Annotated in this window: 24 protein-coding genes; 16 read left to right on the top strand and 8 right to left on the bottom strand. The window is 69.3% G+C overall.

Annotated features, from left to right (window positions below; translation table 11 throughout):
- The first annotated feature begins 1 nt into the window (after position 1).
- Positions 2–1,297: an iron uptake transporter deferrochelatase/peroxidase subunit gene (efeB, locus tag ACYVGQ_RS11490; RefSeq protein WP_460784742.1), complete on the top strand. Its 1,296-nt coding sequence runs from the start codon at positions 2–4 to the stop codon at positions 1,295–1,297.
- A gap of 1 nt (position 1,298) precedes the next feature.
- Here efeB and ACYVGQ_RS11485 read toward each other — a convergent pair whose 3' ends face one another.
- Positions 1,299–2,432 (bottom strand): acyltransferase family protein, encoded by a 1,134-nt coding sequence (locus tag ACYVGQ_RS11485; RefSeq protein WP_460784741.1) that lies wholly within the window; start codon positions 2,430–2,432, stop codon positions 1,299–1,301.
- Between the two features lie 112 nt (positions 2,433–2,544).
- On the opposite strand from ACYVGQ_RS11485, the gene ACYVGQ_RS11480 reads away from it, so the two are divergent.
- Complete coding sequence (locus tag ACYVGQ_RS11480; RefSeq protein WP_460784740.1) at positions 2,545–3,771, top strand: LLM class flavin-dependent oxidoreductase; 1,227 nt, start codon at positions 2,545–2,547, stop codon at positions 3,769–3,771.
- A 1-nt stretch (position 3,772) separates the two neighbouring features.
- Positions 3,773–4,417: an FMN reductase gene (locus tag ACYVGQ_RS11475; protein WP_460784739.1), complete on the top strand. Its 645-nt coding sequence runs from the start codon at positions 3,773–3,775 to the stop codon at positions 4,415–4,417.
- Positions 4,418–4,677: 260 nt separating this feature from the next.
- On the opposite strand, the gene ACYVGQ_RS11470 is transcribed toward ACYVGQ_RS11475, so the two are convergent.
- Together ACYVGQ_RS11470 and ACYVGQ_RS11465 are read right to left on the bottom strand one after the other, a co-directional pair.
- Positions 4,678–4,857, bottom strand: a complete 180-nt coding sequence (locus ACYVGQ_RS11470; protein ID WP_460784738.1) for a DUF5302 domain-containing protein — start codon at positions 4,855–4,857, stop codon at positions 4,678–4,680.
- Between the two features lie 9 nt (positions 4,858–4,866).
- On the bottom strand, positions 4,867–5,487 hold the full coding sequence (locus ACYVGQ_RS11465; RefSeq protein ID WP_460784737.1) for a DedA family protein: 621 nt from the start codon (positions 5,485–5,487) through the stop codon (positions 4,867–4,869).
- 155 nt (positions 5,488–5,642) lie between these two features.
- Here ACYVGQ_RS11465 and ACYVGQ_RS11460 point away from each other — a divergent pair, with 155 nt between their 5' ends.
- The 4 genes from ACYVGQ_RS11460 (at position 5,643) to ACYVGQ_RS11445 (ending at position 12,039) form a co-directional block, all read left to right on the top strand.
- The gene (locus tag ACYVGQ_RS11460; protein ID WP_460784736.1) at positions 5,643–7,568 is read left to right on the top strand and encodes a GDSL-type esterase/lipase family protein; all 1,926 of its coding nucleotides are present in this window, start codon (positions 5,643–5,645) and stop codon (positions 7,566–7,568) included.
- 248 nt (positions 7,569–7,816) lie between these two features.
- The gene (locus tag ACYVGQ_RS11455; RefSeq protein WP_460784735.1) at positions 7,817–10,102 is read left to right on the top strand and encodes a polyribonucleotide nucleotidyltransferase; all 2,286 of its coding nucleotides are present in this window, start codon (positions 7,817–7,819) and stop codon (positions 10,100–10,102) included.
- Between the two features lie 208 nt (positions 10,103–10,310).
- Positions 10,311–11,345, top strand: a complete 1,035-nt coding sequence (locus tag ACYVGQ_RS11450; RefSeq protein WP_460784734.1) for an aldo/keto reductase — start codon at positions 10,311–10,313, stop codon at positions 11,343–11,345.
- A 91-nt stretch (positions 11,346–11,436) separates the two neighbouring features.
- Positions 11,437–12,039: a histidine phosphatase family protein gene (locus ACYVGQ_RS11445; RefSeq protein ID WP_460784733.1), complete on the top strand. Its 603-nt coding sequence runs from the start codon at positions 11,437–11,439 to the stop codon at positions 12,037–12,039.
- On the opposite strand, the gene ACYVGQ_RS11440 is transcribed toward ACYVGQ_RS11445, so the two are convergent.
- Positions 12,040–12,507 (bottom strand): GNAT family N-acetyltransferase, encoded by a 468-nt coding sequence (locus ACYVGQ_RS11440; RefSeq protein ID WP_460784732.1) that lies wholly within the window; start codon positions 12,505–12,507, stop codon positions 12,040–12,042. It abuts the gene before it with no gap.
- A gap of 80 nt (positions 12,508–12,587) precedes the next feature.
- Here ACYVGQ_RS11440 and dapB point away from each other — a divergent pair, with 80 nt between their 5' ends.
- Together dapB and ACYVGQ_RS11430 are read left to right on the top strand one after the other, a co-directional pair.
- Positions 12,588–13,334, top strand: coding sequence for a 4-hydroxy-tetrahydrodipicolinate reductase (gene dapB, locus ACYVGQ_RS11435; protein WP_460784731.1), 747 nt, complete (start codon positions 12,588–12,590; stop codon positions 13,332–13,334).
- Entirely contained in the window at positions 13,331–13,774 is a 444-nt protein-coding gene (locus tag ACYVGQ_RS11430; RefSeq protein ID WP_460784730.1) for a hypothetical protein, read from the top strand. The genes dapB and ACYVGQ_RS11430 overlap by 4 nt, the downstream gene beginning before the upstream one ends.
- Positions 13,775–13,810: 36 nt before the next feature.
- On the opposite strand, the gene ACYVGQ_RS11425 is transcribed toward ACYVGQ_RS11430, so the two are convergent.
- The 3 genes from ACYVGQ_RS11425 to ACYVGQ_RS11415 form a co-directional block, all read right to left on the bottom strand.
- On the bottom strand, positions 13,811–14,236 hold the full coding sequence (locus ACYVGQ_RS11425; protein ID WP_460784729.1) for an OsmC family peroxiredoxin: 426 nt from the start codon (positions 14,234–14,236) through the stop codon (positions 13,811–13,813).
- 67 nt (positions 14,237–14,303) lie between these two features.
- Entirely contained in the window at positions 14,304–14,888 is a 585-nt protein-coding gene (locus tag ACYVGQ_RS11420; RefSeq protein ID WP_460784728.1) for a DUF4395 domain-containing protein, read from the bottom strand.
- Positions 14,885–15,316 carry a thioredoxin family protein gene (locus ACYVGQ_RS11415; protein WP_460784727.1) on the bottom strand — a complete coding sequence of 144 codons (432 nt, stop codon included), beginning with the start codon at positions 15,314–15,316 and terminating at the stop codon, positions 14,885–14,887. Before ACYVGQ_RS11415 ends, ACYVGQ_RS11420 begins: the two co-directional genes overlap by 4 nt.
- A gap of 102 nt (positions 15,317–15,418) precedes the next feature.
- Here ACYVGQ_RS11415 and ACYVGQ_RS11410 point away from each other — a divergent pair, with 102 nt between their 5' ends.
- The 4 genes from ACYVGQ_RS11410 to ACYVGQ_RS11395 are packed head-to-tail and all read left to right on the top strand — an operon-like array spanning position 15,419 to position 17,886.
- Entirely contained in the window at positions 15,419–16,228 is an 810-nt protein-coding gene (locus tag ACYVGQ_RS11410; RefSeq protein ID WP_460784726.1) for a thymidylate synthase, read from the top strand.
- Positions 16,225–16,701 carry a dihydrofolate reductase gene (locus ACYVGQ_RS11405; protein WP_460784725.1) on the top strand — a complete coding sequence of 159 codons (477 nt, stop codon included), beginning with the start codon at positions 16,225–16,227 and terminating at the stop codon, positions 16,699–16,701. Before ACYVGQ_RS11410 ends, ACYVGQ_RS11405 begins: the two co-directional genes overlap by 4 nt.
- Complete coding sequence (locus ACYVGQ_RS11400) at positions 16,701–17,462, top strand: SDR family NAD(P)-dependent oxidoreductase (RefSeq protein WP_460784724.1); 762 nt, start codon at positions 16,701–16,703, stop codon at positions 17,460–17,462. Before ACYVGQ_RS11405 ends, ACYVGQ_RS11400 begins: the two co-directional genes overlap by 1 nt.
- A gap of 4 nt (positions 17,463–17,466) precedes the next feature.
- Complete coding sequence (locus ACYVGQ_RS11395) at positions 17,467–17,886, top strand: EF-Tu/IF-2/RF-3 family GTPase (protein ID WP_460784723.1); 420 nt, start codon at positions 17,467–17,469, stop codon at positions 17,884–17,886.
- A 2-nt stretch (positions 17,887–17,888) separates the two neighbouring features.
- Here ACYVGQ_RS11395 and ACYVGQ_RS11390 read toward each other — a convergent pair whose 3' ends face one another.
- A complete protein-coding gene (locus ACYVGQ_RS11390; protein WP_460784722.1) occupies positions 17,889–18,428 on the bottom strand; it encodes an NUDIX domain-containing protein in 540 nt (179 codons plus the stop codon).
- Between the two features lie 308 nt (positions 18,429–18,736).
- On the opposite strand from ACYVGQ_RS11390, the gene ACYVGQ_RS11385 reads away from it, so the two are divergent.
- The 3 genes from ACYVGQ_RS11385 to ACYVGQ_RS11375 all read left to right on the top strand — a co-directional run bounded on the left by ACYVGQ_RS11385 (position 18,737) and on the right by ACYVGQ_RS11375 (position 22,500).
- Positions 18,737–19,633 carry a DUF559 domain-containing protein gene (locus ACYVGQ_RS11385; RefSeq protein WP_460784721.1) on the top strand — a complete coding sequence of 299 codons (897 nt, stop codon included), beginning with the start codon at positions 18,737–18,739 and terminating at the stop codon, positions 19,631–19,633.
- A gap of 144 nt (positions 19,634–19,777) precedes the next feature.
- Positions 19,778–20,755, top strand: coding sequence for a 4-hydroxy-tetrahydrodipicolinate synthase (gene dapA, locus ACYVGQ_RS11380; protein WP_460784720.1), 978 nt, complete (start codon positions 19,778–19,780; stop codon positions 20,753–20,755).
- Positions 20,756–20,823: 68 nt separating this feature from the next.
- A complete protein-coding gene (locus tag ACYVGQ_RS11375) occupies positions 20,824–22,500 on the top strand; it encodes a ribonuclease J (protein ID WP_460784719.1) in 1,677 nt (558 codons plus the stop codon).
- The last annotated feature ends 14 nt before the right edge of the window (positions 22,501–22,514 follow it).

Here is a 22,514-nt window from a genome sequence, read left to right as displayed (position 1 = left end):
GGTGACCGATCGCACGAACAGCAGCCCGGAGGCGGGGGAGTCCCAGGAGGACTCCCCCGCCTCCGGGCTGAGCCGCCGAGGACTCCTCGGGCTGGCGCTGGGCGCCGGGGCGGCCGGTCTCGCCGTCGGCGGAGCGGCAGGATTCGCCGGAGGCGCGGCGTCGTCCGGCCCGAGCGCCGGAACGGACGACGCGTATCCGTTCTTCGGCGTGTACCAGTCGGGGATCACGACCCCGGTGCAGGAGCATCTGCACTTCGCCGCCTTCGACATGATGCCGCGCACGGGCAGGGACGAGCTGATCGAGCTGCTGCAGGACTGGTCGTACGCGGCGTCCCGCATGACGCAGGGGCTCGAGGTCAGCGCCACGGGCGCGGTGGGCGGCGATCCGCAGACCCCTCCGGACGACACCGGGGAGGCGCAGGGGCTTCCCGCGAGCGGGCTGACCATCACGTTCGGGTTCGGGCCCGGGCTGTTCGAGAACGAGGACGGCGACCGCTACGGGATCGCGGACCGGCGTCCGGCCGCGCTCGAGCGGCTGCCCGCCTTCCTCGGCGACGATCTCGACCCCGGCGCATCGCACGGCGATCTGTGCATCCAGGTGTGCGCGGACGATCCCCAGGTGACCGTGCACGCGATCCGCAACCTCTCCAGGATCGCCTTCGGGCGGGCCCGCCTGCGCTGGTCGCAGCTGGGCTTCGGCAAGACCTCGCGCACGACGAGCGATCAGGCCACGCCGCGGAACCTGTTCGGCTACAAGGACGGCACGGCCAACATCCTCGCGGACGACGCGGACGCCCTCGACGATCACGTCTGGGTCGCGGCCTCCGACGAGCCCTCCTGGCTCGTGGGCGGCTCCTACCTCGTGGCCCGTAAGATCGCGATGATCATCGAGACCTGGGATCGCGTGCGCCTCGCCGAGCAGAACAGGATCATCGGGAGGGACAAGGCCGAGGGCGCGCCGCTGTCCGGCGGCGACGAGTTCGCCGCGCCCGACTTCGGGACGGCGGCCATCGACGCCGACAGCCACGTCAGGCTGGCGCATCCGGAGCAGAACGACGGCATCCGGATCCTGCGCCGCGGCTTCAACTACGTCGACGGCAACAACAGTCTCGGACGTCTGGACGCCGGTCTCTTCTTCCTGTCCTATCAGCGCGATCCGGCGCAGTTCATCACCCTGCAGCGGCAGCTGTCCACCGACCTGATGAACGAGTACATCCGTCACATCGGCAGCGGCGTCTGGGCGATCCCGCGCGGTGCGAAGACCGGCTCCTACGTCGGCGCGGAGCTGTTCGGCTGAATCAGCCGCGCGGCCGGCGGGACCCGGTCGGGTCGTTCCGGCGACCCTGCTTGGGAACGAGGGCGCGGTCGGAGAACAGCCAGTTCGGGCGCGGTTCGACGAGCGGGCGGAACAGCCATCGCACGGGCCCGGTGGCCAGGACCACGGCGATCGCCACGGACAGCAGGATGACGCTGGGCAGCCACAGCCAGGTCGGCTCGGCATCGCGCAGGATGCCGGACTCCCGGAAGGGATAGAGCACGAAGGAGTGCAGCAGGTACACGTACATCGTGTACTGGCCGAACCGCGTCCACCAGGTGGCCCTTCGGGGGATGAGGACGAAGAACGCGGCCGTGAGCAGCAGTCCCACGGCGATCAGCGCGAGCCGCACGCCGCCGGACCACCAGGCCTCCGCGCCCAGATCCGAGTACGAGTCCACGTAGAAGAACCAGGTGTCCAGGTCGACGCTCTTCCACACGTCGACCCAATGCCAGGCCACGAAGACGTCGGCGGCCAGGATGACGGCGGCGAGGAGTCGCAGCCACCACGGGCGGAGATCGATGAGACGGAGGCGGTCGACGACGTCGTGCTCGCGAAGCCACCAGCCCAGCAGGAAGAACGGCAGGAATCCGAGGGTGCGCGAGAGGGAGAAGGTGCTGTTGACGTTGGGGAGGTAGCCGGCGCCGATGGAGATCAGCAGTCCCCACAGCAGCGGCCAGCGCAACAGGGCGAGGTAGGGGAGCACCAGACGGAAGATGCCGAGCGCCAGGAGGAACCACAGCGTCCAGGACGGCTTCGTGAGGTTCGGGTCGGCCTGTCCCTCGACCAGCCACTTCGTCAGCGTCCAGAGGACTTCGAAGATGAGGTAGGGGACGATGATGTCGGTGACGATGCGCGCCATCTGGCGCTTCGTCGGCGGAGCGGACTTCGAGAAGTATCCCGCGATGATCGCGAACGCCGGCATGTGGAAGGCGTAGAACGACAGGTACAGCGCCATGGCGATGTCGGAGTCGTAGGTCAGGCGCTGGATCGCGTGACCGAGCACGACGAGAACGATGCAGGCATAGCGCGCGTTGTCCCAGAAGGGCACGCGTCGACGCGGCCGCGGAACGCCCCCGGTGAGGGGGCCGGTGGGCGTCTCGGCTGCACTGCTCATGAACCGAGGCTACCTGCCGGGAATAAAGTTGTGAGCGGCGCGTTGTCCCAGATACATTCAAATGAATAGAAACGGATGCCACCGCGTCCGTTCGGAGAACACGGAGCACATCATGAGCGAGCAGACCGGCACCGCGGGGATGCAGTTCGGCATCTTCAGCGTCAGCGACATCACCCGGAACCCGGTCACGGGCGAGACGCCGAGCGAGGCGCAGAAGATCAAGGACGCGATCACGATCGCGAAGCACGTCGAAGAGGTCGGCCTCGACGTGTACGCGATCGGCGAGCACCACAACCCGCCCTTCTGGTCGTCCTCGCCGTCCACCACCCTCGCCGCGATCGCCGGGCAGACCGAGCGGATCATCCTCTCCACCTCGACCACGCTCATCACGACGAACGACCCGGTGAAGATCGCCGAGGACTTCGCCATGCTGCAGCACGTCTCCGACGGTCGTACAGACATCATGATCGGCCGCGGCAACACCGGACCTGTCTACCCCTGGTTCGGCAAGGACATCCGCCAGGGCCTCCCGCTCGCGATCGAGTCGTACAACCTGCTGCACCGCCTGTGGCGCGAGGACGTCGTCGACTGGGAGGGGAAGTTCCGCACGCCGCTGCAGGGATTCACCTCCACGCCCCGCCCGCTCGACGGCGTCGCGCCCTTCGTCTGGCACGGGTCCATCCGCACCCCGGAGATCGCCGAGCAGGCCGCCTACTACGGCGACGGCTTCTTCGCGAACAACATCTTCTGGCCCAAGGAGCACTACCAGCGCCTCATCGAGCTGTACCGTCAGCGCTACGCGCACTACGGGCACGGCACGCCGGAGCAGGCCGTCGTCGGCCTCGGCGGGCAGGTCTTCATGCGCGCGAGCTCTCAGGACGCCGTGAACGAGTTCCGGCCCTACTTCGACAGCGCACCCGTCTACGGGCACGGGCCGAGCATGGAGGACTTCACCGAGATGACCCCGCTCACGGTGGGATCCCCCCAGCAGGTGATCGACCGCTACGCGGCGATGCGCGAGACGTTCGGCGACTACCAGCGGCAGCTGTTCCTCGTCGATCACGCAGGGCTCCCCCTGAAGACGGTTCTCGAGCAGCTGGACATCCTCGGAGGCGAGGTCGTGCCCGCGCTGCGCAAGGAGCTCGCGAAGGGTCGTCCGGCGAGCGTTCCCGACGCGCCGACGCACGCCTCGCTCGTCAAGGCCGCCTACGGCGACGGACCGACCCGCGAAGCGCGGCCCGGTGCGAACCGCGGCGACAACCTCACCGCCGGGTCGCCCTATCAGGACACGCCGGCCCCGGCCGGCGTCGCGTTCGGCGTCGGCCGGAAGGAGGCGTGAGATGACCACGCGTCGCATCGCCGTCGTGTCGGCCGGGCTCTCGAACCCCTCGTCGACCCGGATGCTCGCCGATCGCCTCGTGGCGCAGACCGTGCGGGAGCTGGCGGAGCGCGACATCGAGGTGAGCGTCGACGTGATCGAGCTGCGGGACCTCGCGCACGACATCACGAACAACCTCCTCACCGGCTTCGCGCCGCCCGTGCTGGAGGCCGTGATCAACACCGTCGTCTCCGCGGACGCCCTGATCGCCGTCACGCCGATCTTCTCCACGAGCTACTCGGGACTGTTCAAGTCGTTCATCGACGTGCTCGATCCCGACTCGCTCACCGGGAAGCCGGTCCTGATCGGCGCGAACGCCGGGACCGCCCGGCATTCGCTCGCCATCGACTACGCGATCCGTCCGCTGTTCGCCTACCTGCACGCGGAGCCCGTCTCGACCGGCGTGTTCGCCGCGTCGGCGGACTGGGGCGGTGCCGGCGACGACGTCGCCCCGCTCGCGAAGCGCATCGAGAAGGGCGCCCGCGAGCTGGCGGAGGCGATCGCACGACGGGATGCCGCATCGGCCGGCGACCCCTACGACCCCGCCACCTATCTCGGCGAGGGACGCTCGTTCGGCCATCTCCTCGGCGGTCTGGCGGGGGAGTGACCGGCCGCCGGCGGACATCTTCAGCCGCTCGGCCGTCTCCGCGGCTGAGAGCGGTGAGAGCGTCGGTCGAGCCGGCGGCGAAGCAGGAACGGGCGCGCGTGCGCTCGGAGCTCGGGGACCAGCATGCGCAGTCCGGCAGCGGCAACGCGCGCGGCCGGCACGGCGATCCTCGCCGAGCAGGCCCGCGCCGGGGAGGACGCCGCGCGTCATGATCGCCAACATAGCGAGGGCCGCTCCGGCAGGAGCGGCCCTCGTGGCGGTCAACCGCTCTTGCGTCGGAACTTGCGATGGGTCTGGGCCGCGTGCGTGCCCTGGACGGCGGAATCTCCGTCTAGGTGCGCCTCGCCCTTCCTGCCCTGCGCGTTCTTCTTCTCGAGCGCTTCCTTGAACTTGCGCTTCATCTCCTCGGCGGAGGAGACGGCGTCGTCTGGCGTGCTCATGGCGTCAGCCTAGTCCGATGAGGCCGCCGGCCGGGAGGGCTCTCGCGACGCGGCTCTTCTGCGCAGCACCAGATCGATGAGCGCGCCGATGCAGACGGCCACGACCACCGAGACGACGAGCGCCACCACAGGCCCGCCGGGGACGATCGCGGCGACGAGGGCGCCGACCGCCGCCTGGTACGCGGCCCACCCCGTTGCGGCGAGCAGCACGAGGCCGAGGTAGCGCGGGAGAGAGATGCGCGTGGCGCCTGCGACGAGGTTGATCGCGAGACGTGCGAAGGGGATGAACCGGGCGGTGAACAGCACGACGGCGGTGCCGGAGTCCAGGCGACGACGCGCCCAGAGCTGGGCGGCCTGGACGCGCTCCGCACGCATCCATCCCCAGCGCTCCAGTCCGACCGAGCGGCCGATCCCGTAGCAGAGCAGATCGCCGGCGGCCGCAGCGGCCGCCGCGCACAGGATGACGGCCCACAGCGGGGGACTGCCCGTCGAGATGGCGAAGGCCCCGAGCGCCGTCACGGCGATCTCGCCGGGCACGACCACGAAGAAGGCATCGCCGAGCACGAGCAGCGACATCGCGCTGAGCGCCCACGGGCCGGCGAGAGCCTCGGCGACGGCATCCGGGATCATTCCTCCACGATGCCCTGCGGAGGTGAACGGAAACCGAATCGGGGATGGCAGGTGAAGGGCAGTCGTGCAACAGGTGAACTCTCGGGTGCAGAGGCCGTGTACGGCCGTCGCACCCGACGACGGCGCGGCATCCTGGCACCGTGAGAGTCGCGATCGTGACCGAGTCCTTCCTGCCGCACATGAACGGCGTGACGGGATCTGTCCTGCAGATCCTGCGCCACCTCGAGCGCTCAGGGCACGAGGCCCACGTGATCGCTCCCGATGCCGAGGGCATTCCCGCAGAGGTCCACGGTGCACGCGTCGAGCCGGTCCCGAGCCTCGCGCTGCCCGGATACCGCAACGTGCGGGTCGGCGCCGCGACAGCGCATCGCGTGGCGGCCTCCCTCCGGCGCTTCCGCCCGGACGTCGTGCACCTCGCGTCGCCCTTCGCGCTGGGCTGGCGCGGCGTGCTGGCCGCCGAATGCCTGAGCGTTCCCGCCGTCGCCGCGTATCAGACCGACGTCGCCGCGTACACGGAGCGCTACCGGGTTCCCGCGACCACGGCGTTCGCGCAGAATCACCTCGTCAGGTTGCATCGCAGGGCTGCGCTGACCCTCGCACCGTCGACCGAGGCGGAGCGTCAGCTCGCCGGGCTCGGGATCGACAGGGTGCGACGATGGGGCAGGGGCGTCGACGCCGAGCGGTTCCATCCGGACAAGCGCGTCGACAGGGGGCGCGGCGAGCCGGGCGAGGTCGTGGTCGGGTACGTCGGCCGCCTCGCGGCGGAGAAGCAGGTCGAGGACCTCCGCGTGCTGCAGGGCATCCCCGGTGTTCGTCTCGTGATCGTCGGCGACGGTCCGGCCCGGCCGAGACTGGAGCGCATCCTCCCTGCGGCGACGTTCCTCGGCCATCGCGACGGCGATGAGCTGGCGGTCGCGATGGCGTCCCTCGACATCTTCGTCCATCCGGGGGAGAGCGAGACCTTCGGGCAGACGCTGCAGGAGGCGCACGCCAGCGGCGTCCCCATCGTCGCGACGGGTCGAGGGGGCCCGATCGATCTGGTGCGGATGGGCATCGACGGCTGGCTGTACCGGCCGGGCGACCTCGACGATCTGCGGACGCGCGTGGCGGACCTCGCCGGCGACGCGCGCAAGCGCAGGGCCTTCGGCGAGGCGGGACGCACGGCGGTGGAGGGGCGCAGCTGGCAGGCGGTGTGCGATCAGCTCCTCGGCCACTACGACCAGGCGCGCGATCTGCACCGCATCGACCGGGCGCGGCGTTCGCCGCGGACCAGGCGCCCCGAGCCGTCCACGGCGCTCGCCGGGCGCCGGTGGCAGCGCTACGTCGCCCTCGGCGACTCCCTCACCGAAGGTCTGTGCGACCCGGCGCCGGACGGTGCGCTGCGCGGATGGGCCGACCGTCTCGCGCTGCTGCTGGCGGCAGACGGAGGCCTGCGCTTCGCGAATCTCGCCGTGCGGTCGCGGCGCGTGCACCACGTCGCGGGGGAGCAGCTCGAAAGGGCCAGACAGCTGCGCCCCGACCTCGTGTCGATTCTCGTCGGCGCGAACGACATGGTGCGCTCGCATGTCGACATCCCCGCGCTCGCCGCCGCGCTGGAGGAGGCCGTTCGCACGCTCAGGGAGGACGGCGCCGACGTCCTCCTCGTGACGCCGTTCCTCCCCGACAGGCGGGCGGCGAGGATCTACGCCGCACGTTTCGCCGCCTTCGCCGTTCTGCTGGCCGGGATCGCCGATCGCACCGGAGCGATCCTCCTGGACACCGATCTGCATCCGTCCCTCGCGGAGCGAGCGAACTGGGGCGAGGACATGGTCCACCTGGGCAGCCGCGGGCACCGCTTCCTCGCCTACCGCGCCGGCGAGGTGCTGGGCGTGCCGCATGCGGAGACCCTCGGCGCGCTGGACGCCGTGCTCCACGAGAACGAGACCCGCATCAGCCGCGCCGCATGGTGGCGCGAGCATGCGCTGCCCTGGATGTGGCGTCGGCTGCACGGTCGTGTCGCGGGAGACGGGCGGGTCGCCAAGCACGACGACTACGTGTACATCGGTCGTTCGTCGTCGATGCGGAGCGTCGAGGTCGGATGAGCGGCGCGACGCCGCGCGGATCGCGGAATCCCCCGATCACGCTGGTAGTCTTGAGCAGAGTGGAATCGGCGAGGAGCTGGTCCCCTGTGGTGGGTTCCCCGGTATGAGAGCCGGGTGGTCTTCCACTGGTGGCCAGCGCAGGTGAGATTCGCGGGAGTGCCCGCGCGCCCGGATTCGCAGGGTCCGCTGCATGAAGGAGCTCGCCCGTCACACGGATGGACGAGTCTAAACAAAGAAGGAGAGACCTCTTGGAAGGTCCTGAAATCACTGCCACCGAGGCCGTTCTCGACAACGGCCGCTTCGGCACCCGCACCATCCGCTTCGAGACCGGTCGCCTCGCCCAGCAGGCGCAGGGCGCGGTCGCGGCCTACCTCGACGGCGAGACCATGCTGCTGTCCGCCACCTCCGCGAGCAAGAACCCGCGCGAGGGCTTCGACTTCTTCCCCCTGACGGTGGACGTCGAGGAGCGCTCCTACGCCGCGGGCAAGATCCCCGGCTCGTTCTTCCGTCGCGAGGGTCGTCCCTCGACCGAGGCGATCCTCGTCTGCCGTCTCATCGACCGTCCGCTGCGCCCGTCGTTCGTCGACGGTCTGCGCAACGAGGTCCAGATCGTCATCACCGTCCTCTCGATCGCTCCCGGCGAGTTCTACGACGCGCTCGCGATCAACGCGGCGTCCGCCTCCACCCAGATCTCCGGTCTGCCGTTCTCCGGCCCGATCGCCGGCGTCCGCCTGGCGTTCATCCCCGGTAACGGCCAGAACGCCGACCAGTGGGTCGCGTTCCCGAACGCCGAGCAGGTCGAGCAGGCCGTGTTCGACCTCGTCGTCGCCGGGCGCGTCATCACCAAGGGCGACGGTACAGAGGACGTCGCGATCATGATGGTCGAGGCGGAGGCGACGGAGGGCAGCTGGAATCTGATCAAGGCCGGCGCCACCAAGCCCAGCGAGGAGATCGTGGCCCAGGGCCTCGAGGCGGCCAAGCCGTTCATCTCGCAGCTGGTCAAGGCTCAGGCCGAGCTCGCCGCGACGGCGTCCAAGGAGCCGGGCGTCTACCCCGTCTTCCTGCCGTACAGCCAGGAGACGTACGACTTCGTCTCGGAGCGGGCATTCGCCGAGCTCAGCGACGTCTACCAGATCGCCGACAAGGTCGAGCGTCAGAACGCCGACGACGCGATCAAGGACCGCGTCAAGGCCGAGCTGATCGAGGCGACCGAGGCGGGCACCCTTCCCGCCTCCGCGCCCCTCGAGTTCAGCGCCGCCTACAAGTCGGTCACGAAGAAGATCGTCCGCGGTCGCATCCTCACCGAGGGCCAGCGCATCGACGGCCGCGGCCTCGCGGACATCCGTCCGCTGGACGCGGAGGTGCAGGTCATCCCGCGCGTGCACGGCTCGGCGATCTTCCAGCGCGGCGAGACCCAGATCCTGGGCGTCACCACGCTGAACATGCTCAAGATGGAGCAGCAGATCGACTCGCTCTCGCCCACCACGAGCAAGCGCTACATGCATCACTACAACTTCCCGCCCTACTCGACCGGTGAGACCGGACGCGTCGGATCGCCGAAGCGTCGCGAGATCGGGCACGGCTTCCTGGCCGAGCGCGCACTCGTGCCGGTGCTGCCCAGCCGCGAGGAGTTCCCCTACGCGATCCGCCAGGTCTCCGAGGCTCTCGGATCCAACGGCTCGACGTCGATGGGCTCCGTCTGCGCCTCCACGCTGTCGCTGCTGAACGCGGGCGTGCCGCTGCGCGCTCCCGTCGCGGGCATCGCGATGGGCCTCGTGTCCGACGAGGTGGACGGTGAGACCCGCTATGCGGCGCTCACCGACATCCTCGGAGCCGAGGATGCGCTCGGCGACATGGACTTCAAGGTCGCGGGCACCAGCGAGTTCGTGACGGCGATCCAGCTCGACACGAAGCTCGACGGCATCCCGTCCTCGGTCCTCGCCGGCGCGCTGACGCAGGCGAAGGACGCCCGTCTGACGATCCTGAACGTCCTGAACGCCGCGATCGACGCGCCCGACGAGATGGCGCCGACCGCGCCGCGCGTCATCAGCGTGCAGATCCCGGTCGACAAGATCGGCGAGCTCATCGGCCCGAAGGGCAAGACGATCAACGCGATCCAGGACGAGACCGGCGCGCAGATCTCCATCGAGGAGGACGGCACGGTGTACATCGGCGCGACCGACGGTCCTTCGGCCGAGGCCGCCCGCGCTCAGGTGAACGCGATCGCCAACCCCACCAACCCGGAGGTCGGCGAGCAGTTCCTCGGCACCGTCGTGAAGATCGCCACGTTCGGCGCCTTCATCTCGCTGCTGCCCGGCAAGGACGGTCTGCTGCACGTCACCGAGGTGCGCAAGCTCGCCGGCGGCAAGCGCGTCGAGAACGTCGACGACGTCCTCTCGGTCGGCCAGAAGATCCTCGTGAAGATCACGAAGATCGACGACCGCGGCAAGCTGTCGCTGGAGCCCGTCCTGGACGACGCCCCCGCCGCGGATGCCGCTGAGGCCGCCCCGGAGCCGGAGACCGCCGAGGCCTGATCTCCTGACGAACGAAGGCCCGGATTCCTCGCTCCGACAGGAGGAATCCGGGCCTTCGCCGTATCGGCGTGATCAAACCGTTATGGCGAATTCTCCTGCTGTTCGCCGTATCGGCGTGGCTGTTCGAAAACGTCATCTACCCTCGAAGAAAGCACCGGGGGGTGCATACAGGGCATGGCGGTGCAGGTTGACTCGCGGGGGTGAGAACATGGGTATATTCGGCGTCGGCGCAGCCGGATCGCCGGAACGCGCTCAGGACGCGCTGGCGGAGCATCCTTCGGCCCCGATCCCCGTGGTCGGACCCGGCGTCGGGGAGATGCTGCGCGTTCCCCTCGGGGAGACCGGATACGAGACCTTCCCGCTGATGCTGGGCGCGGCCGAGTTCGGCTGGAACGTCGATCTCGAGACCAGCCACGACATCCTCGACCGTTATGCGGAGTTCGGCGGAAACGCCGTGCACACCGCCGACGGCTTCTCCGGCGGGCGCAGCGAGTACATCATCGGCCAGTGGCTCCGCTCGCGCGGTCAGCGCGACCGGATGGTCCTGAGCGTCCGGATCGGCGCGCACGCAGACAACCCCGGTCTCGGCTCGGTCAACCTGGTTCGCGCGGTGGAGGGCTCGCTCACGCGGCTGGGCGTGGAACGGATCGACGTTCTCTACCTGGATGCGACGTTCGACGCCACCACCAACGTGGAAGACACCCTCGCGACCGTGGAATGGCTGCGAGATGCAGGGAAGATCGGCATCGTCGGAGCCTTCGGCTTCACCCCGGAGCGTCTGGTGGAGGCGCGCATCCTCGCCTCGGCCGGATATCCGCGCATCGAGGTGCTCGACGCGCCGTACAACCTCGTGCGGCGGCACCCGTTCGAGGGCGATCTGAGACTCGTCGCCGATGCGCAGGGGCTCGCCGTGACGCCTTCGCACGCCCTGGAGCACGGATTCCTCTCCGGGCGGCATCGCAGCAAGGCATCCGCCGCACGCGGTGTCCGCGGCGTGCAGCTGCGCGAGCAGCTGAACCGCCGGGGCATCCGGATCCTGCGCGCGCTGGACCAGGTCGCCGAGGAGATCCAGGCGCCGGTCGCGGCGATCTCGATCGCCTGGCTGCTCGCGCAGCGCACCATCATCGCGCCGATCGTGAACGCGTTCGCCACCCAGCACGTCGACGAGCTGATGCAGGGAGCGGGTGTCGCTCTCACGCGGACCCAGATCGCCGACCTCACGAAGGCGTCGGACTGGCGCTGAGGTCGGCGTCACGGAAGTGACCGTGACCGATTCGTGACATAGGCTGGTCTTGCCCGTCAACGGACGCTGGCGACGAAGCGAGTGATTATCAGTGACGCATTACATCTATCTGGTCAGACACGGTGAGCATCAGGACGCCGAGCACGGCGTCGACGACGGACCCCTCTCGCCCCGGGGACAGCGGCAGGCGGAGCTGATCGCAGACCGGCTCTCCGGCCTCCCGCTCGACGCCGTCTGGCATTCGCCGCTGCTGCGCGCGACCGAGACCGCGCGCGCCATCGCCGCGCGGCTCCCTTCGGTCGATCCCGAGCCCTCGGCTCTGCTGTTCGACTGCGTCCCGACCGGCATGACCGAGGACACGCCGAGCGCTTTCGAGCCCTTCTTCGGGTCGGTGACGGATGCGGAGATCGACGCGGGCGCGGCGCAGATGTCGGATGCCGTGAACGAGTTCCTCGTCCGCAAGCAGGGCGATGTGCACGAGGTGCTCATCACGCACAACTTCGTGATCTCCTGGTTCGTCCGCGAGGTTCTCGGGGCGCCGGAGTGGCGTTGGATGACGTTGAACCAGGCGCACTGCGGGCTCACGGTCATCGCGCAGAAGCAGGGTCGTCCGTGGACGCTCCTCACGCACAACGATCTGGGGCATCTCCCTGTCGAGCTGCGCACCGGCCTTCCGGACGCGGTGCCCGTCTGATCAGCGGAGCCTCTTGCCGTACCAGCGCGTCGCGTTGGGGTTGTCGTTGTAGGGCTCGATGCTCGTGAAGCCGCTGCGGGCGTAGAGCGCGCCGGCAGCCTCGAGCGTGTGGTGGGTGTCGAGGACGAGCTCGGCGGCGTCCCACAGCCGCGCGCGCCGTTCCAGCTCCTCGAGGATCGCCCGCCCCCACCCCTGGCCACGTGTCTCCGGTTTCAGAAACAGATGCTTGACCTCGTAGCGGATGCCGGCGTCGGAGTCGAGAAGGCGACGGATGCCCCCGCACCCCACGGCCGCCCCGGAGGGGCCGGCCAGCAGGAACACGCCGGCGGGCGGCTCGAAGGCCTCCGACGTCGGGAACGTGGGGCTGTACACGCCGCCGGGGAACTCCGCAGCGCGCAGCGCGAAGTAGTCGACCAGGATCGCGTGCGCCTCGGGATCTGCGGGGGAGACGGGCCGGAACTCGAGCATGACTGCAACGCTACTCGCGTCTGGAACCGGTCCCGTGCGCCTGCCCGCCTGCGTCGGCCTCGGCGAAATAGGATGGGGTCATGAGCACGCAGGTGGCCCTCGTCGGCGGAACCGGGAAACTCGGATCGATCATCCACGCGGTGATCGACGACCTGGACGGCTTCGAGGTCGCGCGGGTTCTCGGGTCGTCGAGCGATCTCTCCGAACTCGATGGGGTGGACCTCGTCGTGGACGCCTCGACGCCGCAGGTGAGCATCGACGTCGTCCGCGCGGCGGTCGAGCGCGGCATCAACGTGCTCGTGGGCACCTCGGGCTGGTCGAACGAGCGGATCGCGCTGGTGCGTCCGCTGGTCGAGGCCACGGGAGCAGGCGTCGTCTTCATCCCGAACTTCTCGCTCGGCTCCGTGCTCGGCTCGGCCTTCGCGGCCGCGGCCGCGCCCTTCTTCGACTTCGCCGAGATCGTCGAAGCCCATCGCGACACCAAGATCGACTCGCCCAGCGGCACCGCGGTCCGCACGGCGGAGCTCATCGCGGCGTCCCGCGCCGAGCGCGGACCGGTCAGCGCCCCGCATGCGGACCAGCGCGCGCGGGGGCAGCAGGTCGCCGGCGTCCCGATCCACTCGCTGCGCCGTCCGGGCGTCGTCGCAAGGCAGGACGTCATCCTGTCGGGTCCGGGGGAGTCGCTGACCATCACGCACGACACCGTCGAGTCCGCTCCGGCCTACGCGCCGGGCATCCGCCTCGCAGTGCCCTATGCGCTCGGAGCGACCGGCGTCGTCGTGGGGCTGGAGAACATCGTCGACATCGGCGTCCGAGCCCGGTCGTGACCGCGCGCATCGGCGTGGCCGTCATGACGGTCTGCCTGATCCTGTATTTCGTCGTCGCCGGACAGCAGGCGTTCCTGCTGATCGGCACGGCCGAGCCGATCGCGGTGATCATGGGGGTCGCCCTGCTCGTGCTGCCCCTGATCGGCGTCTGGGCCGTGGTCAGGGAGATCCAGTTCGGCATGAGCGCCGACCGGCTCGGCCGGACGTTGGACGCCGAGGGCGGGATGCCTCGGGCAGAGAGCGAGCTCACCCCGAGCGGGAGGATCGCGAAGGTGGATGCCGAGGGCATCGTGGCCCGTTACGAGGCGGAGGCGGCCGCGACTCCGGAGCAGTGGCGCGCCCAGTACCGGCTGGGCGTGGTGCTCGACGCGGCTGGTCGACGCAAGGACGCCCGTGCGCGCATCCGCGAGGCGATCCGACTGGCGAAGAACGCGGCCTGAGCTCGGGCGGGTTTTTCGCCGGCCGTCTGCGGCGGCTCAGGCCAGCGTCGCCTCGAGGGTGATCTCGATGCCCGCGAGCGCCTGGGAGACCGGGCATCCGGTCTTGGCGCCCTCGGCGATCTCCTGGAACTGCTCCGGGGTCAGTCCCGGCACGGTCGCGTTCACGTTCAGATGGCTGCCGGTGATCCCGGTCCCGGGCTTGAACGTGACGGACGCGGTCGTGTTCACACGATCCGGCGGGGTGCCGTTCTCGCTCAGCGCGTGCGAGAGCGCCATGCTGAAGCAGGAGGCGTGCGCCGCCGCGATGAGCTCCTCGGGCGTGGTGGTCGTGTCGGAGCCTTCGCTGCGCGCCTTCCAGTCGATCGGGAAGGTGCCCAGGTGCGAGGAGGAGAACGAGACGGTTCCGGATCCCTCGGCGAGGGATCCGGTCCAGGTGGTGGCTGCTTCACTGGTGACGGGCATGGGTCCTCCGAGGGTCGTGGCCGGCTTGTTCGGCCAGCCTAGCGACCTGCGAGCGCGTGCGGAACGGTCAGACCGCCGGAGAGGTTCGTCCGAGGATGCCGGCGCGCTGCAGCAGCAGGTAGAGCTGGCAGCCGAGGCAGAAGGCGAACACCGCGTTCAGGAAAGCGGCGATGAAGGCCGCTGCGGCGGCGATCGGCAGTGCCCACGGAACGCCGACGAGATGCAGCACGAGGCCGATGCCGACGACGAAGAGGCCGACGCCCTGCGCGAAACGAGGCGGTCGCGGGTCCTCGAGCTCGGTGGGCGCCGACAGGCGGGGACGGACGAGGCGTCGGAAGATCACACCCCACGGCGCGGTCCTCGGAGAGACGACGCCCCACAGGAACAGGAGCGCGATCAGGAGGAGCAGGAGGAATCCGGGATCGAGGGCGCGCTGCGCGAGCCCGGCGACGGGGAGGGCCCAGGCGCCGGCGATGAACGCGAAGTCGCCGCCGGAGAGCGGCTGATGGGCGGACCACCCGAACCAGGCGTCGCCGACCCGCGCCGTGGAGATGCCGATGAGGCTCAGCACGACGGCGACGAGAAGCAGCACTGCGGTGATGCCGGCTGTGAAGCGCGGACCGCGCGGATCGATACCGGCGGGCGAGGTCATGATTGCTCCTGAAGGGTCGGGACGGCATGCAGCGCCTCGATGACGGCGGCGCGTTCCGGGACGCCTCCCCAGCGGGACAGCACGAGTCCCGTGGCATCGACGAGGAAGGTGGTGGGGGTCTGGAGCACGTGATAGTGCGCGGCGAGGTCGTTGCGGTGAGTGAGGTCGACCTCGACGTGCGCGACGCCGTCGGCCTCCTCGGCGATGCCGCCCAGCATCCTGCGCACCTGCGGGCAGCGGGCGCAGAACTCCGTGCTGAACTGGACGAGCGTCGCGCCCTCGGCGAGCGGCGCGGACAGATCGGCGGCGCGCACGCGGATGTCTCCGCCGGAGCGTTCGCGGCCGTTCCCGGCGCGCAGCGCGAGACCGATCACGGTCGCGAGCAGGAGCACGGCGATCGCGACGGCGATGGCGACGGACACGGGCATGTTCCGAGCGTAAGTCCGCCGACGGCGCCCTGGGCCGATATGACGGCACATGACGGGGCCGCATCCGCGCCATGTCGGTGCCGGGCGGGTATCGTTGCGGACATGAGCGAAGCCGTCCCGACGCCGTATGAAGACCTGCTCCGCGACGTGCTGGAGTCCGGCACGCACAAGGCCGATCGCACCGGCACCGGCACGACGAGCGTGTTCGGCCGGCAGCTGCGCTTCGACCTGTCGAAGGGCTTCCCGCTGATCACCACGAAGCGCGTGCACTTCAAGTCGATCGCCTACGAGCTGCTGTGGTTCCTCCGCGGCGATTCCAATGTGAAGTGGCTGCAGGACAACGGCGTCACCATCTGGGACGAGTGGGCGGACGCCGATGGCGATCTCGGCCCCGTGTACGGCGTGCAGTGGCGCTCCTGGCCGACGCCGGACGGCGGCCACATCGATCAGCTGGCAGAGGTCATCGATCAGATCCGCCGATCGCCCGACTCGCGGCGCCTGATCGTCTCGGCATGGAATCCCGCGGACATCCCCGACATGGCGCTCGCCCCGTGCCACGCGCTGTTCCAGTTCTACGTCGCCGACGGGCGGCTCTCGTGCCAGCTGTACCAGCGCAGCGCCGATCTCTTCCTCGGCGTCCCCTTCAACATCGCGTCCTACGCACTGCTGACCCTGATGGTCGCGCAGCAGGCGGGCCTCGAGCCCGGCGACTTCGTGTGGACGGGCGGGGACTGCCACATCTACGACAACCACGTCGATCAGGTGCGCGAGCAGCTGACGCGCGAGGCGTACCCGTATCCGACGCTGCGCTTCGCCAGAAAGCCCGCATCGATCTTCGACTACGAGTACGACGACTTCATCGTCGAGAACTATCAGCACCACCCGGCGATCCGTGCAGCGGTGGCCGTATGACCTGGATGGGCCTGATCTGGGCAGAGGCGCGCGGCGGCGTGATCGGCGCCGAGGGCGGGATGCCCTGGCACGTGCCCGAGGATCTCGCCCATTTCAAGGAGATCACTCTCGGTGCTCCCGTCATCATGGGACGCAAGACCTGGGACTCGCTCCCGGAGCGATTCCGGCCGCTGTCCGGCAGGGACAACCTCGTCATCACCCGCCAGCAGGACTGGTCCGCCGAAGGTGCAAGGCGCGTCGCATCGGTGTCCGAGGCCGTGCGCGGCCGGGACGAGGCGTGGGTCATCGGCGGTGCTGAGATCTTCGCGCAGGTGATCGGCGACGCCGACCGGCTGGAGGTCACCGAGCTCGATCTCGACGTCGCCGGAGATGCATACGCACCGTCGAAAGCGGGCTGGCGGCTCGTCTCCGAAGGGGAGTGGCAGACCTCCCGCACCGGCATCCGCTATCGCTTCCTCCGGTACGAGCGCTGATGCCTCTCGCCCTCATCACGGGCGCAAGCGCCGGCCTCGGCGCCGAGTTCGCGCGCCAGCTGGCGGCGCGCGGCGCGGACCTCGTCCTCGTCGCGCGATCGGCTGCTCCTCTCGAACTCCTCGCGGGGGAGCTCAGGACGACGCACGGCGTCGCCGTCGATGTGATCACCGCGGATCTGTCCGTCGAGGAGGACGTCGAGCGCGTCGCCGCACGGCTGCGGGATGCCGAGGATCCCGTCGACCTGCTCGTCGACAACGCCGGATTCGGATTGCCGCTGCAGTTCGCGGACAACGACATCGAGGACGAGGTCCGTCATCTGCGGGTCCACGTCGAGGCGTCGATGCGGTTGATGCATGCCGCTCTTCAGACGATGCGCGGGCGCGGCGGGCGGATCATCAACGTCGCCTCGGTCGCGGGCTTCCTCTCGCGTTCCACGTACTCCGCATGCAAGAGCTGGCTGATCGGCTTCAGCCGCTGGGCGAACGCGGAGTACGGCCGAGACGGTGTCACGGTCACGGCGCTCTGCCCCGGATTCGTGCACACCACGTTCCACGAGCGGATGGGGCTCGCGCAGGGCGAGGAGGGCGTGCCGGCGCTGCTGTGGCTGGACGCGCCGTCCGTCGTGCGGGCCGGGCTCCGGGATGCCGCTCGGGGTCGCGCCGTGTCGATCCCGTCGTTGCGGTACAAGGCGATCGTGGCTCTGACGAACGTGCTGCCGCGTTCTCTGACGGCGCGTGTCGCCCGACGAGGCAGGGTGTGATCGCATGGGATGGTTCAGCAGGAGACGCGAAGCGCCGGATGCGAACGAGCAGCTGAGGCAGTACAACGAGGCGGAGGCGGCTCGCCTCGCCGGGCTGGGGCGGGGTGCGTCCGCGCAAGACGGCGCGCCGGTCGTCAACGCCGGTGTCGTCGCGTCGGCGGGCGCCGAGTTCTCCGTCGAAGACGTCTTCACCATCACGGGCCGTGGGATCGTCGCCACCGGAACGGTGACGACCGGCACCGTCCGGGTGGGGGATGCGGTGCGGATCCTTCGAGCGGGCGCCCAGGTCGCGGCCTCCGAGGTCACCGGGGTGGAGCTGTTCCGCAAGCGCGCGACCGAGGCCGCGGCCGGGAGCACGGCGGGCCTGCTTCTGAAGGGCCGCCCCGACGTCGTGCGCGGCGACCTCCTCCGCCTCGCGCCCTGAGATCAGCGGAATCGGCCGAGGCGGATGCCGGCGTAGGCGAGCGCCGCGATGGTCTCGCCGTCGGTGATCCTCCCCTCGGCGATCATGCGCAGGACTTCGTCGAACGGCACTCGGAGCACGCCGGCGATGCCCTCCTCCTGTTGCGTGCGGACGCTCGAGCCCGCCTGCGTCAGGTCGCGCGCGAGGAAGACGTGCTCCGGAGCGTCCGCGATGCCATTGAGGGCGTTCATCGATCCGATCGGCGTCCACTCGGTCGCCACGAGCCCGGTCTCCTCGAGCAGCTCCCGCTGCGCGGCCAGAAGCGGATCCTCGCCGTCCGTGCCGCCGGCCGGGACCTCGATGCTGTGCCCTGTCGTGTACCGCTCGAGCTCGACGAGGCACACGCGGTCCTCGTCGTCGAGCGCGATCACGAACACGGCGTCGTTCCGCATCGTGACCACGCCGTAGATGCCATCGCCCGCCGGCCCCGTCACGGCATCCTCCCGAACGGAGATCCAGGGATTCTCGTAGACGAGCCGGGAGTCGCGGGTCTGCCAGGTCATGCAGCCGACTCTACGTGCCTGGTGTGCCGGCCGTTGTGCAGGAGCCTGCGGTTGTTGTGCAGGAGCCTGCCGGCCATTGTGCAGGAGCCTGTGGCCGTTGTGTAGGAGCAGATCCCCGCTGGGGCCGCAACGCCGCGAAATCCTGCAGTCTGGGTCCAGCTGATCCTGCAGAACACCGGAAGGCTCCTGCAGAACGGTACGTCACTCGCTCGAACTCTGGTCCCTGCACATATTCGGACGCAGAGAGTTCTCCACCGAACGCGGATAGTGGGCATCCTCGTCCCCGGCAGGCGCACCACGATGCTGACATGACACGCATCGAAGAAGTGCTGACGGAACGAGGCGGAATAGCCCGGAGAGGGGATCTCGTGCGGGCGAGGGTCGGCAGAAGGCATCTCGAGCAGTCGATCGCGGCGGGACGGGTGATCAGGCTGCGCAAGGGCGTCTATGCGCTGCCCGGTGTCGCCTCCGACATCGTCACCGCCGCGCGGCACGGTGGGGAGCTCGCCTGCGGCGACGCCCTCAAGGCGCAGGGCGTCTGGCTGCTCGAGGACCCGACCGAGGCGCCGGCGCCTGCGCCGGCACCTCACGTCTGGGTCGGGCCGTCGAATCGTGAGCACGCGCACACGGGCTGCCGATGCCGTGTGCATCACGAGCAGGAGGACAGGACAGCGTCCTTCGGCATCGTTCCGATCGTGCTCGCGCTCCTGCAGTACTTCGCGTGCGCGGTAGAGGAGCGATGCTTCGCTTCGCTGGAATCCGCTCTCAACCTGGGTCTTCTCGGCATCCGGGGACTGGCGGAACTCCGGCGTCGGCTCCCCGCGCGACAGCGCTGGATCGTGGACCTCGCCCGCGTCGATGCGGAGAGCGGTCTCGAATCCCTCCTCCGATTCCGGCTGCACCTGCTCGGCATCGGACTGCGTTCCCAGGTGATGATCGACGGCGTGGGGCGGGTCGACTTCCTGCTCGGCGGCCGGCTCATCCTCGAGGTCGATGGGAGGCTGAACCACGACGGGGCATCCAAGCGGCACAAGGACCTGATGCGCGACGCTGCGGCAGCGGCGCAGGGATACGTGACGTTGCGCTTCGACTACGCGATGATCATCTTCGACTGGCCTGTGGTGCTCGCGGCGATCCTGGGGCGCCTTCAAGCGATGGAGCCGTCCATTGTGCAGGACGACGTGTCCGTTCTGCAGGATCAGTGACAGCGATCTCGCTCTTCTCGCCCTCGATTGCCTCGCGAAGCCGCATTTCGTCCTGCAGAACGCGCCCGTGGTCCGGCGGAACGGACGAGCGGCCTCCCACCAGGCCGTGGGAGCGAGGAGTCCGGAACCGATACGCTTGGAGGCATGACGCACTCGGGCAATCCTTTCGGACAGGTTCTCGTCGCGCTCGTCACCCCGATGACGGCCGACGGCGAAGTCGACTGGCCCGCCGTCGAGAAGCACATCGATGACGTCATCACCGCGGGTGCGGACGGCATCGTCGTGACGGGGACGACCGGCGAGACCTCGACCCTGACGGACCCCGAGAAGCTCAAGCTCGTCGAGGTCGGCAAGTCCGTCTCCGCCGGCCGCGCGAAGATCATCACCGGCGGCGGCTCCAATGAGACCGCGCACGCGATCGAGCTGTACAAGGCCAGCGAGAAGGCCGGCGCCGACGGCATCATGATCGTGACTCCGTACTACAACAAGCCCACTCAGGCCGGCATCCTCACGCACTTCCGCCTCGTCGCGGACGCCACCGATCTGCCGGTGATCCTCTACGACATCCCCGGGCGCACCGGAGTGCCGATCAAGTACGAGACGATTCTCCGGCTCGCCAAGCACCCGAACATCCTCGCGGTGAAGGATGCCAAGGGCGACTTCTCCGAGGTCAGCCGGGTGCTCAACCAGACCGACCTGATGTACTTCTCCGGCGACGACGCCAACGTGCTCCCGCACCTGGCGATCGGCGCGGCCGGCCTGATCGGCGTCACGGCGAACATCACGGCGACCCCCTACCGGACCATCGTGGATGCCGTGAACCGCGGCGACTTGGCCACGGCGACCGCGGAGCACAAGCGCCTCGAGCCGCTCGTGCGCGCCGTGATGACGCACGTCCCCGGCACCGTCTCCGCGAAGTACATCCTGCACGGACTGGGCCGGATCTCCAGTCCTCGCGTCCGCCTTCCCCTGGTGGGGCCGGAGGAGTGGGAGGCCGCCCTCATCGAGGACGAGCTCGATCTCGTCACCGGCGTCCCAGGAGCCGATTTCTCGAACTTCCGCCCCGACCGCAACGCGGCCGCCGGCGGTGCGCTGCCGAAGGTGCACGGCACGACGCGCTGAATCATCGCGGGCGCGGAGCGCGTCCGAAGCACGAACGGGCGCGCGAGGCGCTCGACTGAGGAGACACCATGTCCATCCCGATCGCCGAACCGGCCTCACTCGCGGAAGGGACCCTGCGCGTGACGCCGCTCGGCGGTCTCGGCGAGGTCGGCCGCAACATGACCATCTTCGAGTACGACGGGAAGATCCTCATCGTCGACTGCGGGGTGCTGTTCCCCGAGGAGCACCAGCCCGGCGTGGACCTGATCCTGCCCGACTTCGAGCCGATCCGGGATCGGCTGGACGACGTCGTCGGCGTCGTGCTCACGCACGGCCATGAGGACCACATCGGCGCCGTGCCGTATCTGCTGCGCTTGAAGAACGACATCCCGCTGATCGGGTCCGGGCTCACGCTCGCGCTCGTCGAGGCGAAGCTCAAGGAGCACCGCATCAAGGCGTTCACCCTCACGGTGAAGGAGGGGCAGGAGGAGAAGGTCGGCCCCTTCGACCTCGAGTTCGTCGCGGTGAACCACTCCATCCCCGACGCCCTGGCCGTCGCCATCCGCACCCCTGCGGGCCTCGTCCTCGCGACCGGCGACTTCAAGATGGACCAGCTGCCGCTGGACGGCCGCATCACCGATCTCCGTGCCTTCTCCCGCCTGGGCGAGGAGGGCGTCGACCTGTTCCTGGTGGACTCCACGAACGCGGACGTCCCCGGCTTCACCCCGACCGAGCGCTCGATCGGCCCCGTGCTCGACCAGGTCATCGGCAAGGCTCCGCGTCGTGTCATCGTGGCGAGCTTCTCCAGTCACGTGCACCGCGTGCAGCAGGTCATCGACGCGGCCCACGCCCACGGCCGCCGAGTCGCCTTCCTCGGTCGCAGTATGGTCCGCAACATGACGATCGCCGAGGACCTCGGCTACCTGAAGGTGCCGGACGACGTCCTGATCGACTACAAGAAGGCCCGCGATCTGCCCGACGACCGGATCGTGTACATGTCCACCGGATCGCAGGGAGAGCCGATGGCGGTGCTCAGCCGCATGGCCAACCTCGACCATGCGATCGAGCCCGGCGAGGGGGACACGGTGATCCTGGCCTCCAGCCTCATCCCCGGCAACGAGAACGCGGTCTACCGGGTGATCGACGGCCTCACGAAGCTCGGAGCGAACGTCGTGCACAAGGCCAACGCTCGCGTGCACGTCTCCGGCCACGCGGCTGCCGGCGAGCTGCTGTACTGCTACAACATCCTGAAGCCGAAGAACGTGCTGCCCGTCCACGGCGAGTACCGGCACCTCATCGCGAACGCGAAGCTCGCACAGGACACCGGGATCGCCGAGGAGAATACGATCATCGGGTCGAACGGCACGGTGATCGACCTGAAGGACGGCGCGGCCAGGGTGGCGGGTCAGCTCGATCTCGGATTCGTGTACGTCGACGGCTCGACGGTCGGCGAGATCACCGATGCGGACCTGAAGGATCGCAGGATCCTCGGTGAGGAGGGCTTCGTCTCGGTCATCGTCGTGGTGGATGCCGGCACCGGCCGTATCATCACCGGACCCGAGATCCACGCCAGGGGCATCGCGGAGGACGACTCGGTCTTCGAGGACGTCGTGCCCAAGATCGTGGCCGCGCTCAAGGAGGCGTCGGGCAACGGCGTCCGCGACACCCACGCCCTCTCGCAGGTCGTGCGACGGACGATCGGCCGCTGGGTCAACCAGAAGCTGCGGCGTCGTCCGATGATCGTCCCGCTCGTCATCGAGGCGTAACACGGGCCGCGTAG

It is taken from the genome of Microbacterium tumbae (genome assembly GCF_054780175.1).
The sequence above is the reverse complement of the archived record's forward strand: the minus strand, read 5'-3'. Positions and strand labels throughout refer to the sequence as shown.